Origin of the sequence: Bradyrhizobium sp. WSM2254 (assembly GCF_000472645.1) — a bacterium.
Lineage (GTDB): Bacteria > Pseudomonadota > Alphaproteobacteria > Rhizobiales > Xanthobacteraceae > Bradyrhizobium > Bradyrhizobium niftali.
Genome location: NZ_AXAB01000046.1, coordinates 1 through 21,807, shown reverse-complemented (window position 1 = coordinate 21,807; position 21,807 = coordinate 1). Strand labels below are relative to the sequence as shown.

Below are 21,807 nucleotides of genomic sequence, written 5' to 3'. Positions count from 1 at the left end.
CCCCGCTATTCCACGCTGCCGGTGCCGCGGCGCAAATCGGCCTCGATCTGCAACCGCGTGCCGCCGCCGAAGCGGGCGCGGTAGACCTGAAGGTTCTCCATGATCCGCTGCACGTAGTTGCGCGTCTCGGAGAATGGAATGAGCTCAACCCAGTCCACCGCATCGACCTTGGGGTCGCGCGGATCGCCGTACCGGTCGACCCACTTCTTCACGCTGCCGCGGCCGGCATTGTAGGCGGCAAAGGTCATGATGTAGGAGCCGCGATAATCCTCGAGCAGCCCGCCGAGCTCGGCCGAGCCGAGCGTGGCGTTGTAGACCGAATCGTTCTTCAGCCGCCCGAGATCGTAAGTCGCGCCGTGCCGCTTGCAGACATAGCGTGCGGCGTCCGGCGTCACCTGCATCAGCCCATAGGCCTGCGCCGGCGAGACCACCGAGGGATTGAACGCACTCTCCTGCCGCGCGATCGCATAGACGATGCTGCGCTCTACCTCGGGGCCGATCGGCGTGAACTGCGGGATGCCGTTGACGGGATAGGCGTAGAAGTCGAACGGCAGGCCGCGGTTGAGCGCGGCCTTGCCGAGCAGCAGCATGCCGCGCGCATCGCTGTGGCGCTGGGTCAGCTCGCCGAGGCCGGCCAACGCCTCGGGATCTCCATTCTCGCCCATGTCGGCGAGCATGGGCACCGCCATCTCGCGTTCGTCGAGCTCGTAGAGCAGCTGCGCGGCGCGCACGATCTCCAGCCGTTCGGCGCCACGGCCGCGCGGCTGACTGTTGAGCTCGATCTGCGGCAGACTGAGCTTGGCGCGTGCGAGCTGGCCGTAATAGCTCGTGGACTGCTCGGCGGCCCGCGCATAGGCATTGCGCGCCTCCTGCTGACGGCCAGCGGCTTCCGCGGCGCGACCCTGCCAATAGCCGGCGCGCGCCAGCGTGGTCGGATTGACGCTGCCGACGCCGATGCGGGCAAAATGCTGGGTGGCGGTGGCGGGATCGTTGAGGAAGCGCAGCGCGATCCAGCCGGCGGTGAACTCCTGCTCGGTCTTGTAGATGTCACGCGAGGGCAGCGCCGCGTCGCGCGCGATCAGATAGGCGCTGCGGAATTCCTCGGTGTCGATCATCTTGCGCGCGAGCAGGCGCCGCTCGATCCACCATTCGTCGAGATTGTAGAGCCGGTTCGGATCCTTCGGCGCCGACAGCATGAGCTGGGCCGCTTCCGCAAACTTCTCCTCGCGGCGCAGGAGCTGGATTTTGCTGAAGATGAAGCCGGGATCGTTGTGCAGCTCGCGCGGCACCGCGTCGAGCAAGGCGTGCGCGTTCGGCGCCTTCTTGACGGCGGCGATGCGGGCCTTGGCGAGCGCGACATAGCCGGCGCCGAGACGTTTTGCGGCACGCAGCGCGGCCTCGTTCTCGCTGCCGTAGAGCAGGGTGTCCATCCGCGCCTTCTGGTCGCCCGGCGTCAGCAGGGCGCCGAACTGGTCGAGCGCGTTGTTCTCGGTGTCCTCCGACATCGGATCGCTGCGCCAGGCCTCGCGCACCAGCCGCTCGGCATTGGCGCGGTCGCCGCGCGCCAGCATCGCTTTGGCGAGCGTGAAGCGGCCCTTGGCGGACACTGGAGATTCGTTCTCGAACCATGACCACGCAACTGAATCATCGCGCCTGTCGTCCCACATCGCAGCCTCGAGCCGGCGGCGCAGGAAGGTCTGCGACGGCCAGCTTGGATTGGCGGAGAGGAAGGCGCGGTAGCGTTCCACGGTCGCGCCGTTGTCCTCGCTGCGCAGGATGATCCATTCGGCGAGCTTTCGCGCAACGGGATCCGAGATCGAGGCAGCGTAATTGGTGGTGTCGGCCGCCTTGCGCTTGCGCACGAGGTCGATGACGTTCTCGAGCGTGTCCTTGTCGGCTTGCGACGTCGAGGAGGTCGCAGCGACCGCGGCCGGCGTGACCGGCTTGCGCGGCGTCGCGTGCTGGCGGGTCGCGGGAGCCAGCACGGGAGCTGCGATCGGTTTGGCGGCCGGAGCGGCGGCAGGTCTGACGGTGGCCGTTGCGGCCGGCGCGGGGGCGGCTTTGGGGGCTGAGCCGTTGGCGGTCGGCTGCGATTTCGGCGCGGGCGCCGCTGCCGCAGGCTTGGGCTTGTCCTTGGCGGGTTCCTTGCCAGCATCCTTGCCGGCATTCTGGGCCGGTTTCTTCGCGGCATCCTTGGCCGGGGCGCCAGCCGTCCCCTTGCTCGCGGCCTTCGCTGTGTCCTTGCCGGTTCCCTTGGCTGTTTCCTTCGCTGTGTCCTTGGCCGATCCTTTGCCGGATCCCTTCGTGGCGTCCTTGGCGGCTGGCTTCGCGGTGTCCTTGGCCCCTTCGGCAGGTGTCTCATTGGACTTGGCCCAGGCGGCGCAGCCGACCGACAGGCCTGCCATCAGGCACACGACCAGACCGGTGGATCGCCATGTGGCACGAGGAAATGAGGTCACGGCGTTTCGTCGCCCCGAATCAGTCAAGTGGCTCAAGATCTAGCTGAATTTGATTGAATATGCGGACAAAATACCAACAGCCGCTTACCGCGGGCGGGTTTGCACCATCACCGCGGCAAAATCGCGGCCTAAACGGTGCGTCGCACGGGAGCGGCCCTTTTACCGGCGGGATAGACCCGATATGAATGGGGCTTGCTCTCAAAACTCGCCGCGTACGGAGGAAGTCCATGGCAGCCAAGACGAAATTCCGGGGGTCGTTCACCGCCTTGGTCACGCCGTTCAAGAACGGCTCGCTCGACGAGGCGGCGTTCCGCTCCCTGGTCAACTGGCAGATTTCCGAGGGCACCAACGGCCTGGTCCCGGTCGGCACGACCGGCGAGAGCCCGACACTCAGCCATGACGAGCACAAGAAGGTCGTCGAGTGGTGCATCGAGGAGGCCAAGGGCCGCGTGCCCGTGGTCGCCGGTGCCGGCTCCAACTCGACCAAGGAGGCGATCGAGCTGGCCCAGCACGCCGAGAAGGCGGGCGCGGACGCCGTGCTGGTGGTGACGCCCTATTACAACAAGCCGACCCAGGAAGGGATGTACCAGCACTTCAAGGCGATCAACGATGCGATCGGGATTCCGATCATCATCTACAACATCCCGCCGCGCTCGGTGATCGACATGTCGGTCGACACCATGAAGCGGCTGTGGGAGCTGAAGAACATCGCCGGCGTCAAGGACGCTACCGCCAGCATGGTCCGCGTGTCGCAGCAGCGTGCGGCGATGGGCGAGGATTTCAACCAGCTCTCGGGCGAGGACGCGACCATCCTCGGCTACATGGCCCATGGCGGCCATGGCTGCATCTCGGTGACCTCGAACGTCGCGCCGCGGCTGTGCTCGGAGTTCCACGCCGCCTGGCAGAAGGGCGATCACGCCACCGCGCTGAAGCTGCACGACAAGCTGATGCCGCTGCACAACAACCTCTTCATCGAGAGCAATCCGGCGCCGATCAAGTATGCGATGTCGCTGCTCGGCAAGCTCGACGAGACGCTGCGGCTGCCGATGGTGCCGGTGTCCGAGCCGACGCGCGTTGCCGTGCGCAGCGCCATGGTTCACGCCGGCCTGATCAACTGACGCGGCAGCCTTTCCGGGGAGCCTTTCATGAGCGGGGTCGATGAAAAGGGCAGGCGGATGCTCAAGGAGTTCCGCGAATTCGCCATGAAGGGCAACGTCGTCGATCTCGCGGTCGGCGTCATCATCGGCGCGGCCTTCGGCGCGATCGTCACTTCGCTGGTCGGCGACGTGATCATGCCGTTGATCGGCGCCGTCACCGGCGGCCTCGACTTCTCGAACTACTTCACCCCCTTGTCGAAAGCGGTCACCGCCACCAACTTAGCGGATGCCAAAAAGCAAGGCGCGGTCTTGGCTTGGGGCAGCTTCCTCACGCTGACGATCAACTTCATCATCATTGCCTTCGTGCTGTTCCTGGTGATCCGCGCCATCAACACGCTGAAGCGCAAGGAGGAGGCGGCACCGGCCGCTCCACCGAAGCCGTCGGCCGAGGTCGAGCTGCTGACCGAGATCCGCGATCTCCTCAAGAAGTCTTGACGCGCGCGCTTCACCCAAACTGTTAGCGTCCGCGCGTATCTCACTCGGTTTTTTTTGCCAGGTTTTTGAAGGTCATGGCCGATAAGAACGAACGACCGATCAAGGTCATGGCGGAAAATCGCAAGGCCCGCTTCAACTATGCGATCGAGGATACGATCGAGGCGGGCATTGCGCTGACCGGCACCGAGGTCAAGTCGATCCGCAACGGCAAGAGCACGATCGCGGAATCCTACGCCGACTCGAAGAACGGCGAGATCTGGCTGATCAACGCCACCATTCCCGAATACCTCCAGGGCAACCGCTTCAACCACGAGCCCAAACGGCCGCGAAAGCTGCTGCTCCATCGCCGGCAGATCAACAAGCTGATCGGCGCGGTGGACCGCGAGGGCATGACGCTGATCCCGCTCAAGCTCTACTTCAACGAGCGCGGTCGGGCCAAGCTGCAGCTGGCGGTTGCCAAAGGCAAGAAGCTGCACGACAAGCGCGAGACCGAGAAGAAGCGCGACTGGAGCCGGGAGAAGGGCCGCCTGCTCAGGGCGAGGGGATAGCGGGATGAATCAGAAGAACCTGCTCGAGGTTGACTGGAGCAAGATTCCGGCGCCGGTCGATGATGGCGGCGCCGCGCATCTGCCGGGCATGACGCTACCCGCGATCGGCCTGCTCGCGACCGACGACACATCAGTCATGCTGTCGGCGCTCTCCGGCCGAACCGTGGTGTTCGCCTATCCCCGCACCGGCGAGCCCGGCAAGATCTCGCTGGTTGACGATTGGGACATGATCCCGGGCGCGCGCGGCTGCACGCCGCAGACCTGTGCGTTTCGCGATCTGTTCGCCGAGCTGAAGGCCGCCGGCGCCGCTCAAGTGTACGGCCTCTCGACCCAGAGCAACGCATACCAGACCGAGATGGCCTCGCGCCTGCATCTGCCGTTTCCGGTGCTGTCGGACGAGAAGCTGGCGCTGACGAGCGCCCTCAAACTGCCGACCATGGAGGTCGCAGGCCTGACGCTGATCAAGCGCCTTGCGCTGATCATCGACGACGCCAAGGTCACGCATGTGTTCTATCCGGTGTTTCCGCCCGACCGGAACGCCGGCGATGTCCTGGACTGGCTGAAGGCCAATCCCGTCAAGGGCTAGTCCAAGGGCTAATCCAGGTCGGCCTTCACCTTCGCGAACACGGACCGGAACATGTCCGGCGTCAGCACGCCGGTGTTCGTGTTGTAGCGCGAGCAGTGATAGCTGTCGTAGAGCCTGAACGCGCCGGCATGATGCACCGCGCCGTGGCCGAAGGGGGCTTGCGAGGCCTTCAGGTTCAGCGGCTTGAGCACCGTGTCGTGAGCAATGCGTCCAAGCGCGACGATCGCGCGCAGCTTCGGCATCGTCGCGAGATTTGCCGCGAGGAACTGGCGGCAGGTGTTGATCTCGACCGGCAGCGGCTTGTTCTGCGGCGGAACGCAATGCACGGCATTGGCGATGCGGCAGTCGATCAGCTTCAGCCCGTCATCGGGACGCGCCTGGTAGGTTCCCTTGGCAAAGCCGTATTCGAGCAGCGTGGCGTAGAGCAGGTCGCCGGCGTAGTCGCCGGTGAAGGGACGGCCGGTGCGGTTGGCGCCCTGCATGCCCGGCGCGAGGCCAACGATCAGGAGACGCGCCTTGATGTCACCGAAGGGCGCGACCGGGGCGTTATGCCAGGACGGCTCGCGCGCGCGGTTCGCCTCGCGAAAGGCGACAAGGCGCGGACAGAGCGGACAGTCACGGTCGGGGACGAGGGTGGGGGGCTGGCGGCCTGACCGGGCCGCCTCACTCCTCAAAGTCGTCATCGCCCCTCGGCGCCATCGTGGTCGCGCGCTGGAGGAATTGCGGGGCGTGGTGGCGGGCCTCGCGATCGCCGCGATCGCGCGGGGCGGGGCGTTCGGACGGGTCGCGGCCGAGCTTGGACTGCAGCTCGACGAGGTCGGTGAAGACGTCGGCCTGGCGGCGCAGCTCGTCGGCGATCATCGGCGGCTGGCTGGCGATGGTCGAGACCACCGTGACCCGTACGCCGCGGCGCTGGACGGCCTCGACCAGGGAGCGGAAGTCGCCGTCACCGGAGAACAGCACCATCTGGTCGATGTGCTCGGCGAGCTCCATGGCGTCCACGGCGAGCTCGATGTCCATGTTGCCCTTGACCTTGCGGCGGCCGGAGGCGTCGATGAACTCCTTGGTCGCCTTGGTGACGACGGTGTAGCCGTTGTAGTCCAGCCAGTCGATCAGCGGGCGGATCGAGGAGTATTCCTGATCCTCGATGATGGCGGTGTAGTAGAACGCCCGCAACAGCGTCCCGCGGCTCTGAAACTCCTTCAGCAGGCGCTTGTAGTCGATGTCGAAGCCCAGAGTTTTCGCCGTCGCGTAGAGATTGGCCCCGTCGATGAAGAGCGCGATCTTGTTGGTAGGAGAAAGTGACATTCAGTTTGCTCGCGAAGTGCTCGTGATTGATCGTTTATTGTTGGCGCTGCAGCAGGCCGCGCAGTTCTAGAGTGCCGCCGAAACCCGTCGAAACCGCAAATCCGGAGAAGTCGGGGCAATCAAGGTATAGTTATGGCGAACTCTCAAACACCCGGGGCCGCCCTCAATGGCAGCCCTGGAAATCGCCCATCCCAGCCCCAATGTGGGGGTAGCAGAGCCATTTGGCGAGGCCAAATCACAAATTGGCCTTGCGAAATTGTCTTGGTCCCTATAACTAGCCCCAATCATCCACATATTTCGTCCCACCCACAACGGAGCGACAGTCCATGGCTCGCGTCACCGTAGAAGATTGCATCGACAAGGTCGATAACCGGTTTGACCTGGTCCTGCTGGCCGCCCACCGTGCCCGCATGATTTCGTCGGGTTCACAACTAACGGTTGACCGCGATAACGACAAGAACCCTGTTGTGTCTCTGCGTGAAATTGCGGACCAGACCATCTCTCCGGAGGACCTCCGCGAGGAGCTGGTGCACTCGCTCCAGAAGTTCGTCGAGGTCGACGAGCCCGAGCCCGACACGGTGCCGCTGATCGGTTCCGCCGGCGCCAGCGTCGATGCGGACGATACCGAAGTTGCCGTTGAGCGCATGACCGAAGAGGAGCTCCTGAAGGGCCTCGAAGGCCTCGCGCCGCCGGAAGAGCAGCCCGAGGAGGACGAGTAGATCGTCCCGTCGCAATCGTCGAATTCTTGTGATCTTATCAAAGGCCCGAACCTGTGTTCGGGCCTTTGCTTTTGTTGGCGTTTTCGTGGTTACCATAGTGTTGCCGGTTCGCGCTGCGCGCCTGTCACCGAATTGATCGGACGCGCGCGGGATCGGAGCTAAGATGTATACAACGGGCCGCCTTGAGGTCCGTTTGAAGGCAGGACGGCATGGTGTATCGACGCCGCAGACCAACGCAGATGCAGGCCGCAACCGAATCGGTTGCCGTGGCCCCGACTGCGCCGGTGGCGCGCCCGGCCAAGCCGCGTGCGCGCATGATGCGTCAATATGACCTCGTCGAGCGCGTCAGGTCCTACAATCCCAACACCAACGAAGATCTGCTGAACCGCGCCTATGTCTACGCCATGAAGGCGCACGGCTCGCAGACGCGGGCCTCGGGCGATCCGTACTTCTCGCATCCGCTCGAAGTGGCGGCGATTCTCACCGACCTGAAGCTCGACGACGCCACCATCGTGGCCGCGCTGCTGCACGACACGATCGAGGACACCGAAGCGACGCGGGCCGAGATCGACCAGATATTCGGGCCCGAGATCGGCGCGCTGGTCGAGGGCCTGACCAAGCTGAAACGGCTGGAGCTGGTGTCGCGCGAGGCCAAGCAGGCCGAGAACCTGCGCAAATTGTTGCTGGCGATTGCCGACGATGTCCGCGTGCTCCTGGTCAAGCTCGCCGACCGCCTGCACAACATGCGCACGCTGGAATTCGTGCCGACGGAATCGCGCAGGCGCATTGCCGAGGAGACGCTCGACATCTACGCGCCGCTCGCCGGGCGCATGGGCATGCAGGAAATGCGCGAGGAGCTGGAGGATCTGTCCTTCCGCACGCTCGACCCCGAGGCCTATTCGGTGGTGATGCAGCGGCTCGATGCGCTCGCCGAGCGCAACCGCAATCTGATCGGCGAGATCGAGGCCCAGCTCTCCAACAATCTGCGCCACCGGGGCCTTGGCGCGCGGGTCTATGGTCGCCGCAAGAAGCCGTTCTCGATCTGGACCAAGATGGAGCGCAAATCGGTCGGCTTCGAGCAATTGTCCGACATCTTCGGCTTCCGTGTCGTCGTGAACGACGTCGAGGCCTGCTACCGCGCGCTCGGCATCGTCCACACCACCTGGCCGGTCGTGCCGGGGCGTTTCAAGGACTACATCTCGACGCCGAAGCAGAACGACTACCGCTCGATCCACACCACCGTGATCGGTCCGGGCAACCAGCGCGCCGAGCTCCAGATCCGCACCGAGGCGATGGACCAGATCGCCGAGCGCGGTATCGCCGCGCACGTGTTCTACAAGGAAGGCGCGGGCTCGCCGACCGAGTTCCTCAAGCGCGAATCCAACGCGTTCGCCTGGCTGCGCCACACCGTCGGAATCCTCTCGGAGAGTGCCAACCCCGAGGAATTCCTCGAGCACACCAAGCTTGAGTTGTTCCACGACCAGGTGTTCTGCTTCACCCCGAAGGGCAAGCTGATCGCGCTGCCGCGCCATGCCAACGTGATCGACTTCGCCTATGCGGTGCATACCGATGTCGGCAACAGCGCGGTGGGCTGCAAGATCAACGGCAAGTTCTCGCCGCTGTCGTCGGAGTTGCAGAACGGCGACGAGGTCGAGGTGCTGACCTCGGAGGCGCAATCGGCGCCGCCTTCGGCCTGGGAAACGCTCGCGGTCACCGGCAAGGCGCGCGCCGCGATCCGCCGCGCCACGCGCACCGCCGTGCGCGACCAATATGTCGGTCTCGGCCGGCGCATCGTCGAGCGCCTGTTCGAGCGCGCCAAGATCGAATACGCCGACGACAAGCTCAAGGGCGCGCTGCCGCGGCTTGCGCGCACCTCGATCGAGGACGTCATGGCGGCCGTGGGGCGCGGCGAGATCAAGGCCTCCCACGTCGCGCGCGCGATGTATCCCGACTACAAGGAGGAGCGCGTCGCCCGCTACGGCATCAAGAAGGGGCTCGCCGCCAAGCTCAAGGAGAAGGCGGCCTCCGAGCCGCCGCGAACCCCGGTCGCGATCCCGATCCGCGGCATCAATTCCGACCTGCCGGTGAAGTTCGCGCCGAACGGCGGCGCGGTACCCGGCGACCGCATCGTCGGCATCGTCACGCCGGGCGAGGGCATCACCATCTACCCGATCCAGGCGCCGGCGCTGAAGGATTTCGAGGAGGAGCCGGAGCGCTGGCTCGACGTGCGCTGGGACATCGAGGACACCGCGCCGCAGCGCTTCCCGGCCCGTATCAGGGTCGAGAACGTCAACGAGCCCGGCGCGCTCGCGCAGATCGCGACCGTGATCGCCGAGCACGACGGCAACATCGACAACATCAGCATGCAGCGCCGCTCTCCGGACTTCACGGAGACGACGATCGATCTCGAAGTCTACGACCTGAAGCACCTGAGCGCGATCCTGGCCCAGTTGCGCGCGAAGGCGGTCGTCGCCCGCGTCGAACGTGTTAATGGATGAAGCTCGTCGTTGCCGGGCTTGACCCGGCAACCCATCTCTTCGAAGAGGATGGATGCGCGGGTCAGGCCCGCGCATGACAAGTTGAGAAATGTTACCTTTGTGAGCCTTGCAATGCCCGCTTCTCCGCTCCGCCTCGGCGTCAATGTCGACCATGTCGCGACCCTGCGTAACGCGCGCGGCGGCCGCAATCCCGATCCGGTGCGCGCCGCGCTGCTGGCAATCGAGGCCGGCGCCGACGGCATCACCGCGCATCTGCGCGAGGATCGCCGGCACATCCGCGACGAGGACATGGCGCGGCTGAAGGCCGAGATCTCCAAGCCGCTCAATTTCGAGATGGCGGCGACCGACGACATGATGCGCATCTCGCTCGCCACCAGGCCGCATGCGGTGTGCCTCGTGCCGGAGCGCCGGCAGGAGGTGACGACCGAGGGCGGACTGGACGTGGTCGGCCAGCACAATGCGCTCGCGCCCTACATCGCGCGGCTGAACGATGCCGGCATCCGCGTCTCGCTGTTCATCGCCGCCGACCCTGCGCAGATCGAGATGGCGGCGCGGCTGCGCGCGCCCGTGATCGAGATTCACACCGGCGCCTGGTGCGACGCCGTGGTCGATAGCCACACCGCGAAGGCCGACGCCGAATGGCAGCGGATCGTGGCGGGCGTGAAGCTGGCGAAGGAAGCGGGGCTGGAGGTTCACGCCGGCCACGGGCTCGACTACGCGACGGCGGAGACGATTGCGGCGTTGCCCGAGATCATGGAGCTCAACATCGGCTACTACATGATCGGCGAGGCGCTGTTCGTCGGTCTTGCCGAGACGGTGCGCAGCATGCGCGCGGCGATGGACCGCGGACGGAGCCGGGCATGATCATCGGCATCGGCTCCGACCTGATCGACATCACCCGCGTCGGCAAAGTGATCGAGCGCCACGGCGAGCGTTTCCTCGACCGCATCTTCACCGCGGCTGAGCGGGCCAAGGCGGAGCGGCGCGCCAAGAACGAGAAGATGGTGGTGGCGACCTACGCCAAGCGCTTTGCCGCCAAGGAGGCCTGCTCGAAGGCGCTCGGCACCGGCATCAGGCTCGGCGTCTGGTGGCGCGACATGGGGGTGGTCAACCTGCCTGGGGGACGGCCGACGATGCAGCTGACCGGCGGTGCCCTGGCTCGGCTCCAGGCCCTGACGCCTGCTGGCTTCGAGGCGAGGATCGACCTGTCGATCACCGATGACTGGCCGCTCGCACAGGCCTTCGTCATCATTTCAGCCGTTCCGCTGGCCAAGCCCTGACCGTTCCGGGGTCATTTTATAATTCTTGTTAAAGATCAATATCTTATGCAGTTTTGATGCGATCCTTGATTGCGTGGTCTCCGACAACCGTCTAAAAGTCCGCGGACGCAAATCAGGCTGGGCGAATTCGGCTTTACGCCGGAATTGGCCCTCATTATCAGAATCAGGACAATCTCCTTGGGCCGCGAAGCAATGGGCTGTTCGCGGGAGGAGGGCGCTCTGTGACCGCCGGCCGGAATTGAGAGAGCAATGAGCGTGACTTCGGGAACGAAAACTGAAAGCGGCGTCGGCGAAACGATCCGGGTCGTGATCCACGCTCTCCTGATCGCGCTCGTGATCCGCACTTTTCTGTTCCAGCCGTTCAACATCCCGTCCGGCTCGATGAAGGCGACGCTGCTGGTCGGCGACTATCTGTTCGTCTCGAAATATTCCTACGGCTATAGCCACTACTCGATCCCGTTCTCGCCGCCGCTGTTCTCGGGGCGGCTCTGGGGCTCGGATCCGAACCGCGGCGACATCGTCGTGTTTCGCCTGCCCAAGGACGATTCCACCGACTACATCAAGCGCGTGATCGGGCTTCCCGGCGACCGCGTCCAGATGAAGGACGGGCTGCTCTACATCAACGACACCCCGGTCGAGCGGCAGCGCATGAGCGAATATGTCGGCGAGGATCCGTGCGGCTCCGAAGGCGGCGGCATCTCCCGGGTGAAGCGCTGGAAGGAAACGCTGCCGAACGGCGTGTCCTATGAGACGCTGGATTGCGCCGACAACGGCTACATGGACACCACCAACGTCTACACGGTGCCAGCAGGCCATTTCTTCATGATGGGCGACAATCGCGACAATTCCACCGACAGCCGCTTCCTCGGCCAGGTCGGCTATGTGCCGCAGGAGAATTTGATCGGCCGAGCCCAGATGATCTTCTTCTCCATCGCCGAAGGCGAGCATGCCTGGATGTTCTGGCGCTGGCCGTGGGCGGTGCGCTGGAATCGCTTCTTCAAAATCGTCCGATGAAAGACGAAGCCAAGGACATCGCGACCCAACCTATCGAGGCGCAAGCCGCTCCTGAGGGCGAAGCTGCACCGAAGACGCCTGCGAAGAAGAAGCGGGTACGCAAGGCCAAGGCGACTGACGCGAATGCGGCACTCGAGGCGCGCATTGGTTATAGCTTTGCGGATCCGAACCAGCTGATCCAGGCGATCACGCATGTCTCGGCGCTGAAGTCCGGGCGCAAGCGCGGCGACAGCTATCAGCGGCTGGAATTCCTCGGCGACCACGTGCTCGGGCTGGTCGTTTCCGACATGCTCTACCACGCATTCCCGAACGCCGACGAAGGCGAGCTGTCCAAGCGGCTCGCCGAACTGGTGCGCAAGGAGAGCTGTGCCGACGTCGCCAAGTCGCTCGGGCTGCTCGACGACATCAAGCTCGGTTCGGTCGGCCCCAGCGCCGACGCCCGCCTGCGCAAGAGCGTGCTCGGCGACATCTGCGAGGCCGTGATCGGCGCCATCTTCCTCGACGGCGGCCATGCGGCGGCGGCCGAATTCGTCAAGCGCAACTGGACCGAGCGCATGCACAAGCCGCGGCGTCCGTTGCGCGATCCCAAGACCGTGCTCCAGGAATGGGCGCAGGGGAAGGGCCTGCCGACGCCGGTCTATCGCGAGGTCGAGCGCACCGGCCCGCATCACGATCCGCAGTTCCGCGTCGCGGTGGACCTGCCGGGACTGGCGCCGGCCGAAGGCATCGGCGGCAGCAAGCGCGCGGCAGAGAAGGTGGCGGCCTCGGTGATGATCGAACGTGAAGGCGTTGGCGGCGGCAATGACGGTTGAAGCAAGCGGCGAGGCGCCCGCTGCGACGCGCTGCGGCTTCGTTGCGCTCATTGGCGCACCGAATGTCGGCAAGTCCACGCTGGTCAACGCGCTGGTCGGCGCCAAGGTCACGATCGTCTCGCGCAAGGTGCAGACCACGCGCGCGCTGATCCGCGGCATCGTCATCGAGAACAACGCGCAGATCATCCTGGTCGACACGCCCGGCATCTTCTCGCCCAAGCGCAGGCTGGACCGGGCCATGGTCTCGACCGCCTGGAGCGGGGCGCATGACGCCGATCTCGTCTGCGTGCTGCTGGACGCCAAGACCGGCATCGACGAGGAGGCCGAGGCGATCCTCGCCAAGGCGGCCAGCGTCAATCACGAGAAGATCCTGGTCATCAACAAGGTCGACCTGGTCCAGCGCGAGAAGCTGCTGGCGCTGGCGCAGGCCGCCAACGAGCGCATGCCGTTCGCCAAGACCTTCATGATCGCGGCGATCTCCGGCGACGGTGTCGATGATCTCAGGAATACACTTGCCGAGATGGTGCCGCCGGGGCCGTTCCTCTATCCCGAGGACCAGATGTCGGACGCGCCGATGCGGCACCTGGCGGCCGAGATCACGCGCGAGAAGATCTATCGCAAGCTGCACCAGGAATTGCCCTACCAGTCCACGGTCGAGACCGACAAGTGGGAGGAGCGCAAGGACAAGTCGGTGCGGATCGAGCAGACGATCTTCGTCGAGCGCGAAAGCCAGCGCAAGATCGTGCTCGGCAAGGGCGGCGCCACCATCAAGTCGATCGGCGCGGATTCGCGCAAGGAGATTAGTGAGATCCTCGGCGTGCCGGTGCACCTGTTCCTGTTCGTCAAGGTGCGCGAGAACTGGGGCGACGATCCCGATCGCTATCGCGAGATGGGCCTGGAATTTCCCAAAGAATAAGCAAGAACAGATCGGTATCTGATGAGCGTGCCCACGAACGTCCGGCGCTTCGAAGCGCTGCTCTATGCGTCGTTGATGCTGGATGCGCTGTCGGTGGCGGTGCAGGACCGCACGCCCAATGCCGAGATGACCGAGCAGATGATCATGACGGCGACGCTGCTCGCCGGCGGCATGATCCTGCTGCTGGTCTATTTCGTCTGGCTCGCTGCGCGTTGGCGCAAGAACTGGCCGCGCTGGGTGCTGGCCGCAGCCTTGGTGCTGTCGGTGATCTCGCTCGGCCAGATCATCGGCGAGAAGGGCATGGAGCTCGACAGCGCCATCGAGATCGTCTCCTGCGTGCTGACCACGATGGGCCTGTATTTCTCCTTCAGCGGCGACGCGCAGGGCTGGTTCAACGCGTGAGGTTTTGCGCGGTGCCGTAGGTGGGCAAAGGCGCGCCCTTGCGCGCTGTGCCCACCACGATCGCGGGGGATCAAAATTGGTGGGCACGCTTCGCTTTGCCCACCCTACGGTCGCTCGAAATGCTAGACTTCCTTAAATGGAATGGACCGACGAAGGCATCGTGCTGGGGGTGCGGCGGCATGGCGAGAGCAGCGCCATCGTCGAGCTGCTGACGCGCGAACACGGCCGTCATCTCGGTCTCGTCCGCGGCGGTGCCGGCTCGCGGATGCGGCCCTTGCTGCAACCGGGCAACAGCGTCAGCGCGGTGTGGCGGGCGCGGCTCGACGAGCATCTCGGCACCTACGCGGTCGAGGGCCTGAAGCTGCGTGCGGCCACGCTGCTGGCATCGTCCCACGGCGTCTACGGCGTCACCCATCTGGCCTCGATTGCGCGGCTCCTTCCCGAGCGCGATCCGCACGAGGAAATCTTTGCGCTGCTCGAACATTCGCTCGACGATTTCGACGACATCGGCAGCGCCGCCGTCCACGTGATCCATTTCGAGCTGGCGATGCTCGCCGAGCTCGGCTTCGGGCTCGCGCTGGACAATTGCGCGGTAACCGGGGAGACCACGGACCTGATCTACGTTTCGCCGAAGTCCGGCGGCGCGGTGTCGCGCGGCGCGGGCGAGCCATGGCGCGACCGGCTGCTGCGCCTGCCGCCGTTCTTGCGCCAGGGCGAAACCGCGAGCGAACTCACCGACCAGGATCTCCAGGACGGTTTTCGGCTGACCGGATTGTTTCTGCTGCGCCACGTGCTGGAGCCGCGCGGGCAGGTCCATTCCGACGCGCGGGCCGGCTTCATCAATGCCTTGACGCGGCAGCAGGCGAGGGCTGCGATCCCGGCGCCATGACGTCAGCGCGGCTCTGTATTGCCTGATCAGATGAAATATCCCGGAACCAAACCGGGTTTCCCGGATTGGCCCGTGGGGTTCCAACCCGGGGATAAACCTGATGCTGATCAAGGGACTTATTGTGTCGGCAGCGCTGATCGCGCTGGCGCCGGACGCCCTCGCAGGCGAGCAAACAGGACTGGTTCGCCGTGCCTCCTGCACGGTCGTCAGGTTCTACGTGGCCAAATATTCGGCAGCAGCCGCAGAGGCATGGGCCCGGTCCAAGGGCGCGACGGAAGCGGAAATCGAGGCCGCCCGGCGCTGCTTGGCCAACGCGCCGACCACCACACAGGCCCAAAATCCCCACTCCACCCAGACTGTGACCGCCGGCTGGGCGGGGCAGTAAGCCGCCCACAGGGAACCAATCCATCCTTGCCCGATTCGCTTCCACGGTTTAACCGGGCGGCATGGGAAAACGATTGATTCCGCCGGAACCGGCCGAAATCCATGAGGTGCCGCTGCGCGAGGCGCTGGAAGAGCGCTATCTCGCCTATGCGCTCTCCACCATCATGCATCGTGCGCTGCCGGACGCACGCGACGGCCTGAAGCCGGTGCACCGGCGCATCCTCTACGGCATGCGCCTGCTCAGGCTCGACCCCGGCACCGCCTTCAAGAAATCCGCCAAGATCGTCGGCGACGTGATGGGCTCGTTCCATCCGCATGGCGACCAAGCGATCTACGACGCCATGGTGCGCCTCGCGCAGGATTTCTCCTCGCGCTACCCGCTGGTCGACGGCCAGGGCAATTTCGGCAATATCGACGGCGATAACCCCGCCGCCTACCGCTACACCGAAGCGCGCATGACCGATGTCGCGCGGCTTCTGCTCGAGGGCATCGACGAGGACGGCGTTGAATTCCGTCCCAATTACGACGGCCAGTCGAAGGAGCCGGTCGTCCTGCCCGGCGGCTTCCCGAACCTGCTCGCCAACGGCGCGCAGGGCATCGCGGTCGGCATGGCGACCTCGATCCCGCCGCACAACGCCGCCGAGCTCTGCGACGCCGCGCTGCATCTGATCGAGAAGCCCGACGCGAAGTCCAAGGCGCTGCTGAAGTGGGTCAAGGGCCCGGACTTTCCGACCGGCGGCATCTGCGTCGATTCCAAGCAGGCGATCGCCGAAGCCTACACGACCGGCCGCGGCTCGTTCCGCGTTCGCGCCAGGTGGGAGCAGGAAGAGGGCGCACGCGGCACCTGGGTCGTCGTCGTCACCGAGATCCCCTTCCTGGTGCAGAAGTCGCGCCTGATCGAGAAGATCGCCGAGCTCCAGGACCAGAAGAAGCTGCCGCTGGTCGGCGACGTCAGGGACGAGTCGGCCGAAGACGTCCGCATCGTGATCGAGCCGAAGTCGAAGAACGTCGATCCGGCGCTGATGATGGAATCGCTGTTCCGGCTGACCGAGCTCGAAAACAAGATTCCGCTGAACCTCAACGTGCTGATCAAGGGCCGCATCCCCAAGGTCGTGGGGCTCGCGGAGTGCTTGCGCGAATGGCTCGACCATCTGCGCGACGTCCTGATCCGGCGCAGCAACTACCGCAAGGCGCAGATCGAGCATCGGCTGGAAGTTCTCGGCGGCTTCCTGATCGCCTATCTGAACATCGACAAGGTGATCAAGATCATCCGCACCGAGGATGAGCCGAAGCCGGCGCTGATGAAGGCGTTCAAGCTCACCGAGGTGCAGGCCGAAGCCATCCTCAACATGCGGCTCCGCTCGTTGCGCAAGCTCGAGGAAATGGAGATCCGCACCGAGGACAAGAACCTGCGCAACGAGCTCAAGGGCATCAATGCGGTGCTCGCCTCGGAAGCCGAGCAGTGGAAGAAGGTCGGCGAGCAGGTCGGCAAGCTCCGCGACATGTTCGGGCCGAAGACCCCGCTCGGCAAGCGCCGCACCACCTTTGCCGATGCGCCCGAGCACGATCTTGCCGCGATCGAGGAGGCCTTCGTCGAGCGCGAGCCGGTGACGGTCGTCGTCTCCGACAAGGGCTGGATCCGCACCATGAAGGGGCATGTCGAGGATCTCTCGGGCCTTGCCTTCAAGCAGGACGACAAGCTCGGCTTCGCGTTCTTCGCGGAGACGACGTCGAAGCTGCTGCTGTTCGCCACCAACGGCAAGTTCTACTCGCTCGATGTCGCGAAACTTCCGGGCGGGCGCGGTCATGGCGAGCCGATCCGCCTGTTCATCGACCTCGAGCAGGAGGCGGCACCCGTCGCGCTGTTCGTCAACAAGGGTGGACGCAAATTCCTGGTCGCGAGCCACGAGGGCCAGGGCTTCGTCGTCAACGAGGACGATTGCGTCGGCACCACCAAGAAGGGCAAGCAGGTCCTCAACGTCGACATGCCGAACGAGGCACGCACGGTCACCGAGGTGGTCGGCAACACCGTCGCGGTCATCGGCGAGAACCGCAAGATGCTGGTATTCCCGCTCGACCAGGTCCCGGAGATGGCCCGCGGCCGAGGCGTCCGCCTGCAGAAGTACAAGGACGGTGGTCTCTCCGACGTCGTCGTGTTCGACGCCAAGGCTGGCCTGACCTGGAAGGACTCCGCCGGTCGCGAATTCTCCGCGACCATGAAGGAGCTCGCCGAGTGGCAGGGCACCCGCGCCGACGCCGGCCGCCTGCCGCCGAAGGGATTCCCGAAGTCGAACAAGTTCGGCCGGGGGATCGGGTAGGGCGGGCTCTCGCCACATCGTCATGGCCGGGCTTGACCCGGCCATCCACGCGCCGCCGCGATTGAGAAGAGACGTGGATGCCCGGGTCAAGCCCGGGCATGACGATTGAGGGTGTAGCGCGACGTCGCCTCCACATCGTCATTGCGAGCCATCGGGCCGCGCTTTGCGCGGACCCGTTGGCTCGCAATGACGAGCGGCGAGTGCATCGCTCCTCCATTCCGGATCCCTCAGTCGTCTCTGGAATACTGGATCGCCCGGTCAAGCCGGGCGATGACACCGGCGGTGTGGCGCGCAAACGCTTGGCTGATAGTCGTGAGCGCATGAGTGCCTGCGTCGATCGGGCACGAACATTGCTTTTTCCTGGCGACTGCAAACGTCTCGTCAACAGGCAAAAGGCCCCAATGTTCAAACCAAAGTCTTTCATTCCGGCGCTGTTCGCCCTCGCGCTGGTGGCGGCGCCTGCGCATGCGGCGGGCAATCTCGTCGCGGTGCTCGAGGCGGAGATCGTCACGCTCGATCCGCATTTCTCCACGGCCTATATTTCGCGCACGTTCGGCTACATGGTGTTCGACACGCTGTTCGCGAAGGATTCCAGGGGCGAGATCAAGCCGCAGATGGTGCAGGACTGGAAGGTCTCGCCCGACGGCCTGACTTACAGCTTCACGCTGCGCGACGGCTTGAAATGGCATGACGGCCAGCCGGTCACGGCGGCCGATTGCGTGGCCTCGCTGCGTCGCTGGGGCACCCGCAGCGCGCTCGGCCGCCGCATCTTCGCCATCACGGCCTCGCTCGAGCCGACGGACGCCAAGACGTTCGTGCTGACGCTGAAGGAGCCGTCCGGCCTCGTCATTGACGCGCTCGGCAATCCCGTCAGCCCGGTCGCCTTCATGATGCCCGAGCGCATCGCCAGGACGCCCGGCGACCAGCGCATCACCGAGATCGTCGGCTCCGGCCCGTTCGTCTACAGCAAGGCCGATCACCGCACCGGCGACCGCATGATCCTGAAGAAATTCGCCGACTATGTGCCGCGCCCCGAGCCCGCCGACTTCCTCGCCGGCGGCAAGCGCGTCAATGTCGACACGCTCGAGATCCGCGTTATTCCTGATGGTGCGACCGCGGCTTCCGCGCTCCAGGCCGGCGAGGTCGACTTCATGCAATACGCGCCGTTCGATCTGCTGCCGACGCTGGAGAAGAACTCCCGCGTCAAGCTGGTCAATTTCACCGGCGGCAACATGTTCGCAGGGGCCTATCGCCTCAACGCCGCGTCGAAACCGTTCGACGATCCCGCGATCCGGCGCGTGCTGTGGAAGCTGGTCGACCAGCGCGAAGTGCTGGATGCGCTCGGTCTCGATGCCAAATACGCCACGCCCTGCGCGACCTTCTTCACGTGCGGCACCACCTATGACAGCAAGGCCGGCACGGAAGCCGCCGCCAAGCCGTCGATCGAAGCGGCGAAGGCCGCGCTGAAGGCGACGAAATATGCCGGCGAGCCCGTTGTCGTCATGGAGGCCAACGACCTCGAAGCGCCACGCGTCTCGGCACAGGTGCTGGCCGAGCGGCTGAAGCAGGCGGGTTTCAACGTCGATCTCCAGGTGATGGATTGGGCCAGCGTGCTGGCGCGCCGCGCCAAGAAGGAGGGCTGGAGCGTCTATGGCGTTCACGCCGGCGGCTTCGATCTCGGCTCGCCGCTGACCAACGTCATGGTCGCCTTCAATTGCGCCGACTTCACCGGCTGGCAATGCGATGCGCGCATCACGCCACTCATGGAAGCCTTCGCCAAGGCGCCTGCCGAGGAGGACCGCAAGAAGATCGCGGCCGAGATTCAGACGGTGATGTACGATCAGGCGCCCGGGATTCCGTGGGGCCAGTTCGCCCAGCCGGCGCTTTCTCGCGCGGCGCTGCGCAATCTGATACCGTCCGCCATCCCGGTGTTCTGGAACGTTGAGAAGTAACACGATGTACGATGTCATTGTTGTCGGCGGCGGCTCCGCCGGCGCCGCTGTTGCGGCACGGCTCTCCGAGGATCCCGCACGTCGCGTCCTGCTGCTCGAAGCCGGCCTCGACTGGCGCGCCATTGATGCGCCCTGGGAAGTGATGACGCCGAATCCCATCCCGATCATCCACAAGCGCGAGTATCAGGAGAAATGGCAGTGGCCTGATCTCCTGACGCGCCGCGTGGCCGGGCAGGAGCCGCGCTTCTACTGGCGCGGCAAGGGGCTGGGCGGCTCATCGATGATGAACGGCCAGATCGCCATCCGCGGCGTTGCGGACGCCTTCGACGAATGGGCGGCCAATGGCTGCACCGGCTGGTCGGCGAAAGAAGTGATGCCGCTGTTCTCGGTGATCGAGGACGACATGGAATTCGGCGACGCCGAGGGACATGGACGCGGCGGACCGCTGCCGGTCTATCGCGCGCCGCCCGAGACATGGGGCCCGATCGATCGCGGCTTGCGCGATGCGGCGCTGGCGAGCGGCTATCCCTGGTGCGCCGACGTCAACGGCCCTGACGGCGAGGGCGTCGCCTGCTACCCCATCAACAGCCGCGATAGCCGCCGCATCACGACCAATGAGGGCTACCTCGAGCCCGCGCGCGGCCGCGCCAATCTGGAAATTCGCGGGCATGCGCTGGTCGATCGCGTGCTGATCAGCGACGGCCGGGCGACCGGCGTCCGCGTTCACATCGAGGGGCAGGGCACGAGCGATATCGGTGCGCGCCAGATCGTGCTCTGCGCTGGCGCCATCCACAGCCCGGCGATCCTGCTGCGCTCGGGCATCGGCCCGGCCGACGAGTTGAAGGCGATGGGGATTGCGGTCGAGCGCGATCTGCCGGTCGGCCGCCACTTCTTCGACCATCCGCTGTTTCGCGCCACGATCCAGCTCCACGAAAACCTGCGTCCCACCGACCCGGACACCCGCCACACCAATTGCTGCGTGACCTATTCCTCGGGGCTCGCCAATGGCGGCAAGCGCGACATGATCCTGATCGCCTTCAACCACCGCGGCATCGGCGTGCCCGGCGCGATCGGCGCCGGACTGTTCAACGCCTATTCGCGGGGCACGCTTAAACTGGCCTCGACCGATCCCGCGATTGATCCCGTTGTCGAGGAGAACATGCTGGCCGATCCCCGCGACATGCTGCGCATGATGGATGCGGTGAAGCGACTGGCCGTGATCACCTCCCAGCCGGCGCTGTCAGGCATTGCCGACCGGATCAGGCTGACCGACACCGATCTGACGCTTCCGCAAGCTGCGGCCTTGCCTGATCACGAGCTCGATGCGCTGCTGCGCCGTGAGACCGGAGACATCCAACACGCCGCCGGCAGCTGCCGCATGAGCGGCGTCAACAACGCCGACGGTGTCGTCAACCCCGACGGCACGGTGAAGGGCATCGCGGGCTTGCGCGTCGCCGACGCCTCGATCATGCCGTCGGATTGCCGCGCCAACACCCACTTCACGACGGTGGTGATCGGCGAGGCGATTGCGCGGATGATGATGCGATAGCGTTATAACAACGGTGTCATGCCCCGCGAAGGCGGGGCATCCAGTACGCCGCGGCCGATCGATTCAATCACGGCCGTTTCGGAGTACTGGATCGCCCGGTCAAGCCGGGCGATGACACCGAGAGTGGGGCAAGACTTGCCGTCGTGCCGATACACGTTTCAAACAGCGGGCGAGCGTTCGCATTCTCGCGGCGGATAGCGCCCGAGTTTTGCTTCTCGCAAGGGCCCTCGCAAAGACAAGGGCGCAGGGAAGGCCGGGCGCCGGCTGGCACCCGCAGGTCCGTGCGCTACAAAAGATGCACACGGGGTGGACCACAGGTTTCGCCGGATCGCCCGGCCTTCCCTGCGCGAATGGTTTTAACGGTGTCCTTCGTGCTCTCCCCGGGGAGCGATGCACTATTGCCCCCGTCGCCTCGCGGATGGCTGATGTGCGCGTCCGNTCGGGCAGCGCACATCACCACGAGACTTGACGCACAGACCCCGGGCGTCAGGACCACACGACTTCGCCGTCCGCGCACGTCCTCGCTGGGCCTTCGAGAGCTGGCGTGTGCTCGCACCCGAAGCCATGCGAAGACGCTGTCG

The 21,807-nt window shown here is 65.2% G+C and carries 20 protein-coding genes; 17 read left to right on the top strand and 3 right to left on the bottom strand.

What is annotated here, in order from left to right; genetic code table 11:
• Positions 1 to 5 precede the first annotated feature (5 nt).
• Positions 6 to 2,405, bottom strand: coding sequence for a lytic transglycosylase domain-containing protein (locus A3M7_RS0129580; protein ID WP_049823749.1), 2,400 nt, complete (start codon positions 2,403 to 2,405; stop codon positions 6 to 8).
• 281 nt (positions 2,406 to 2,686) lie between these two features.
• Between A3M7_RS0129580 and dapA the strand changes: the two genes are divergently transcribed.
• From dapA to A3M7_RS0129560, 4 genes are all read left to right on the top strand, one after another.
• Positions 2,687 to 3,577: a 4-hydroxy-tetrahydrodipicolinate synthase gene (gene dapA, locus A3M7_RS0129575; RefSeq protein WP_027547171.1), complete on the top strand. Its 891-nt coding sequence runs from the start codon at positions 2,687 to 2,689 to the stop codon at positions 3,575 to 3,577.
• A gap of 57 nt (positions 3,578 to 3,634) precedes the next feature.
• Positions 3,635 to 4,051, top strand: a complete 417-nt coding sequence (mscL, locus tag A3M7_RS0129570) for a large conductance mechanosensitive channel protein MscL (protein ID WP_027547170.1) — start codon at positions 3,635 to 3,637, stop codon at positions 4,049 to 4,051.
• 74 nt (positions 4,052 to 4,125) lie between these two features.
• Positions 4,126 to 4,599, top strand: a complete 474-nt coding sequence (gene smpB / locus A3M7_RS0129565) for an SsrA-binding protein SmpB (RefSeq protein WP_011087830.1) — start codon at positions 4,126 to 4,128, stop codon at positions 4,597 to 4,599.
• 4 nt (positions 4,600 to 4,603) lie between these two features.
• A complete protein-coding gene (locus tag A3M7_RS0129560) occupies positions 4,604 to 5,185 on the top strand; it encodes a peroxiredoxin (RefSeq protein WP_027547169.1) in 582 nt (193 codons plus the stop codon).
• Positions 5,186 to 5,193: 8 nt separating this feature from the next.
• Here A3M7_RS0129560 and A3M7_RS0129555 read toward each other — a convergent pair whose 3' ends face one another.
• The gene (locus A3M7_RS0129555; RefSeq protein WP_027547168.1) at positions 5,194 to 5,868 is read right to left on the bottom strand and encodes a uracil-DNA glycosylase; all 675 of its coding nucleotides are present in this window, start codon (positions 5,866 to 5,868) and stop codon (positions 5,194 to 5,196) included.
• Positions 5,849 to 6,493, bottom strand: a complete 645-nt coding sequence (locus A3M7_RS0129550; protein WP_027547167.1) for an NYN domain-containing protein — start codon at positions 6,491 to 6,493, stop codon at positions 5,849 to 5,851. Before A3M7_RS0129550 ends, A3M7_RS0129555 begins: the two co-directional genes overlap by 20 nt.
• A 326-nt stretch (positions 6,494 to 6,819) precedes the next feature.
• Between A3M7_RS0129550 and rpoZ the strand changes: the two genes are divergently transcribed.
• The 13 genes from rpoZ to A3M7_RS0129485 all read left to right on the top strand — a co-directional run bounded on the left by rpoZ (position 6,820) and on the right by A3M7_RS0129485 (position 21,226).
• Positions 6,820 to 7,212 (top strand): DNA-directed RNA polymerase subunit omega, encoded by a 393-nt coding sequence (gene rpoZ, locus A3M7_RS0129545; RefSeq protein ID WP_027522935.1) that lies wholly within the window; start codon positions 6,820 to 6,822, stop codon positions 7,210 to 7,212.
• A 209-nt stretch (positions 7,213 to 7,421) separates the two neighbouring features.
• Positions 7,422 to 9,710, top strand: coding sequence for a bifunctional (p)ppGpp synthetase/guanosine-3',5'-bis(diphosphate) 3'-pyrophosphohydrolase (locus A3M7_RS0129540; protein WP_027547166.1), 2,289 nt, complete (start codon positions 7,422 to 7,424; stop codon positions 9,708 to 9,710).
• Between the two features lie 111 nt (positions 9,711 to 9,821).
• The gene (locus tag A3M7_RS0129535; protein ID WP_027547165.1) at positions 9,822 to 10,574 is read left to right on the top strand and encodes a pyridoxine 5'-phosphate synthase; all 753 of its coding nucleotides are present in this window, start codon (positions 9,822 to 9,824) and stop codon (positions 10,572 to 10,574) included.
• The gene (acpS, locus tag A3M7_RS0129530; protein WP_027547164.1) at positions 10,571 to 10,990 is read left to right on the top strand and encodes a holo-ACP synthase; all 420 of its coding nucleotides are present in this window, start codon (positions 10,571 to 10,573) and stop codon (positions 10,988 to 10,990) included. Before A3M7_RS0129535 ends, acpS begins: the two co-directional genes overlap by 4 nt.
• A 249-nt stretch (positions 10,991 to 11,239) precedes the next feature.
• Positions 11,240 to 12,004 (top strand): signal peptidase I, encoded by a 765-nt coding sequence (gene lepB / locus A3M7_RS0129525; protein ID WP_011087823.1) that lies wholly within the window; start codon positions 11,240 to 11,242, stop codon positions 12,002 to 12,004.
• The gene (gene rnc, locus A3M7_RS0129520; RefSeq protein WP_027547163.1) at positions 12,001 to 12,816 is read left to right on the top strand and encodes a ribonuclease III; all 816 of its coding nucleotides are present in this window, start codon (positions 12,001 to 12,003) and stop codon (positions 12,814 to 12,816) included. The genes lepB and rnc overlap by 4 nt, the downstream gene beginning before the upstream one ends.
• A complete protein-coding gene (gene era, locus A3M7_RS0129515) occupies positions 12,806 to 13,732 on the top strand; it encodes a GTPase Era (protein ID WP_027547162.1) in 927 nt (308 codons plus the stop codon). The genes rnc and era overlap by 11 nt, the downstream gene beginning before the upstream one ends.
• A 21-nt stretch (positions 13,733 to 13,753) precedes the next feature.
• A complete protein-coding gene (locus A3M7_RS0129510; protein ID WP_027547161.1) occupies positions 13,754 to 14,134 on the top strand; it encodes a hypothetical protein in 381 nt (126 codons plus the stop codon).
• Between the two features lie 136 nt (positions 14,135 to 14,270).
• Positions 14,271 to 15,023 (top strand): DNA repair protein RecO, encoded by a 753-nt coding sequence (gene recO / locus A3M7_RS0129505; RefSeq protein ID WP_027547160.1) that lies wholly within the window; start codon positions 14,271 to 14,273, stop codon positions 15,021 to 15,023.
• A gap of 100 nt (positions 15,024 to 15,123) precedes the next feature.
• Positions 15,124 to 15,408, top strand: coding sequence for a hypothetical protein (locus A3M7_RS0129500; RefSeq protein ID WP_027547159.1), 285 nt, complete (start codon positions 15,124 to 15,126; stop codon positions 15,406 to 15,408).
• Positions 15,409 to 15,469: 61 nt separating this feature from the next.
• The gene (parC, locus tag A3M7_RS0129495) at positions 15,470 to 17,725 is read left to right on the top strand and encodes a DNA topoisomerase IV subunit A (RefSeq protein WP_027547158.1); all 2,256 of its coding nucleotides are present in this window, start codon (positions 15,470 to 15,472) and stop codon (positions 17,723 to 17,725) included.
• Between the two features lie 401 nt (positions 17,726 to 18,126).
• Complete coding sequence (locus A3M7_RS0129490) at positions 18,127 to 19,677, top strand: ABC transporter substrate-binding protein (protein WP_027547157.1); 1,551 nt, start codon at positions 18,127 to 18,129, stop codon at positions 19,675 to 19,677.
• Between the two features lie 4 nt (positions 19,678 to 19,681).
• Positions 19,682 to 21,226 (top strand): GMC family oxidoreductase, encoded by a 1,545-nt coding sequence (locus A3M7_RS0129485; RefSeq protein WP_027547156.1) that lies wholly within the window; start codon positions 19,682 to 19,684, stop codon positions 21,224 to 21,226.
• Positions 21,227 to 21,807 lie beyond the last annotated feature (581 nt).

What these genes read in the sequence shown, in the direction of transcription:
- A3M7_RS0129555 (WP_027547168.1), bottom strand. Translation starts at nt 5,868, where the DNA reads ATGACGACTTTGAGGAGTGAGGCGGCCCGGTCAGGCCGCCAGCCCCCC.
- A3M7_RS0129560 (WP_027547169.1), top strand. Translation starts at nt 4,604, where the DNA reads ATGAATCAGAAGAACCTGCTCGAGGTTGACTGGAGCAAGATTCCGGCG.
- rnc (WP_027547163.1), top strand. Translation starts at nt 12,001, where the DNA reads ATGAAAGACGAAGCCAAGGACATCGCGACCCAACCTATCGAGGCGCAA.
- rpoZ (WP_027522935.1), top strand. Translation starts at nt 6,820, where the DNA reads ATGGCTCGCGTCACCGTAGAAGATTGCATCGACAAGGTCGATAACCGG.
- dapA (WP_027547171.1), top strand. Translation starts at nt 2,687, where the DNA reads ATGGCAGCCAAGACGAAATTCCGGGGGTCGTTCACCGCCTTGGTCACG.
- mscL (WP_027547170.1), top strand. Translation starts at nt 3,635, where the DNA reads ATGCTCAAGGAGTTCCGCGAATTCGCCATGAAGGGCAACGTCGTCGAT.
- smpB (WP_011087830.1), top strand. Translation starts at nt 4,126, where the DNA reads ATGGCCGATAAGAACGAACGACCGATCAAGGTCATGGCGGAAAATCGC.
- A3M7_RS0129490 (WP_027547157.1), top strand. Translation starts at nt 18,127, where the DNA reads ATGTTCAAACCAAAGTCTTTCATTCCGGCGCTGTTCGCCCTCGCGCTG.
- A3M7_RS0129500 (WP_027547159.1), top strand. Translation starts at nt 15,124, where the DNA reads ATGCTGATCAAGGGACTTATTGTGTCGGCAGCGCTGATCGCGCTGGCG.
- A3M7_RS0129550 (WP_027547167.1), bottom strand. Translation starts at nt 6,493, where the DNA reads ATGTCACTTTCTCCTACCAACAAGATCGCGCTCTTCATCGACGGGGCC.
- acpS (WP_027547164.1), top strand. Translation starts at nt 10,571, where the DNA reads ATGATCATCGGCATCGGCTCCGACCTGATCGACATCACCCGCGTCGGC.
- A3M7_RS0129540 (WP_027547166.1), top strand. Translation starts at nt 7,422, where the DNA reads ATGGTGTATCGACGCCGCAGACCAACGCAGATGCAGGCCGCAACCGAA.
- A3M7_RS0129580 (WP_049823749.1), bottom strand. Translation starts at nt 2,405, where the DNA reads ATGGCAGGCCTGTCGGTCGGCTGCGCCGCCTGGGCCAAGTCCAATGAG.
- recO (WP_027547160.1), top strand. Translation starts at nt 14,271, where the DNA reads ATGGAATGGACCGACGAAGGCATCGTGCTGGGGGTGCGGCGGCATGGC.
- lepB (WP_011087823.1), top strand. Translation starts at nt 11,240, where the DNA reads ATGAGCGTGACTTCGGGAACGAAAACTGAAAGCGGCGTCGGCGAAACG.
- A3M7_RS0129535 (WP_027547165.1), top strand. Translation starts at nt 9,822, where the DNA reads ATGCCCGCTTCTCCGCTCCGCCTCGGCGTCAATGTCGACCATGTCGCG.
- A3M7_RS0129485 (WP_027547156.1), top strand. Translation starts at nt 19,682, where the DNA reads ATGTACGATGTCATTGTTGTCGGCGGCGGCTCCGCCGGCGCCGCTGTT.
- era (WP_027547162.1), top strand. Translation starts at nt 12,806, where the DNA reads ATGACGGTTGAAGCAAGCGGCGAGGCGCCCGCTGCGACGCGCTGCGGC.
- A3M7_RS0129510 (WP_027547161.1), top strand. Translation starts at nt 13,754, where the DNA reads ATGAGCGTGCCCACGAACGTCCGGCGCTTCGAAGCGCTGCTCTATGCG.
- parC (WP_027547158.1), top strand. Translation starts at nt 15,470, where the DNA reads ATGGGAAAACGATTGATTCCGCCGGAACCGGCCGAAATCCATGAGGTG.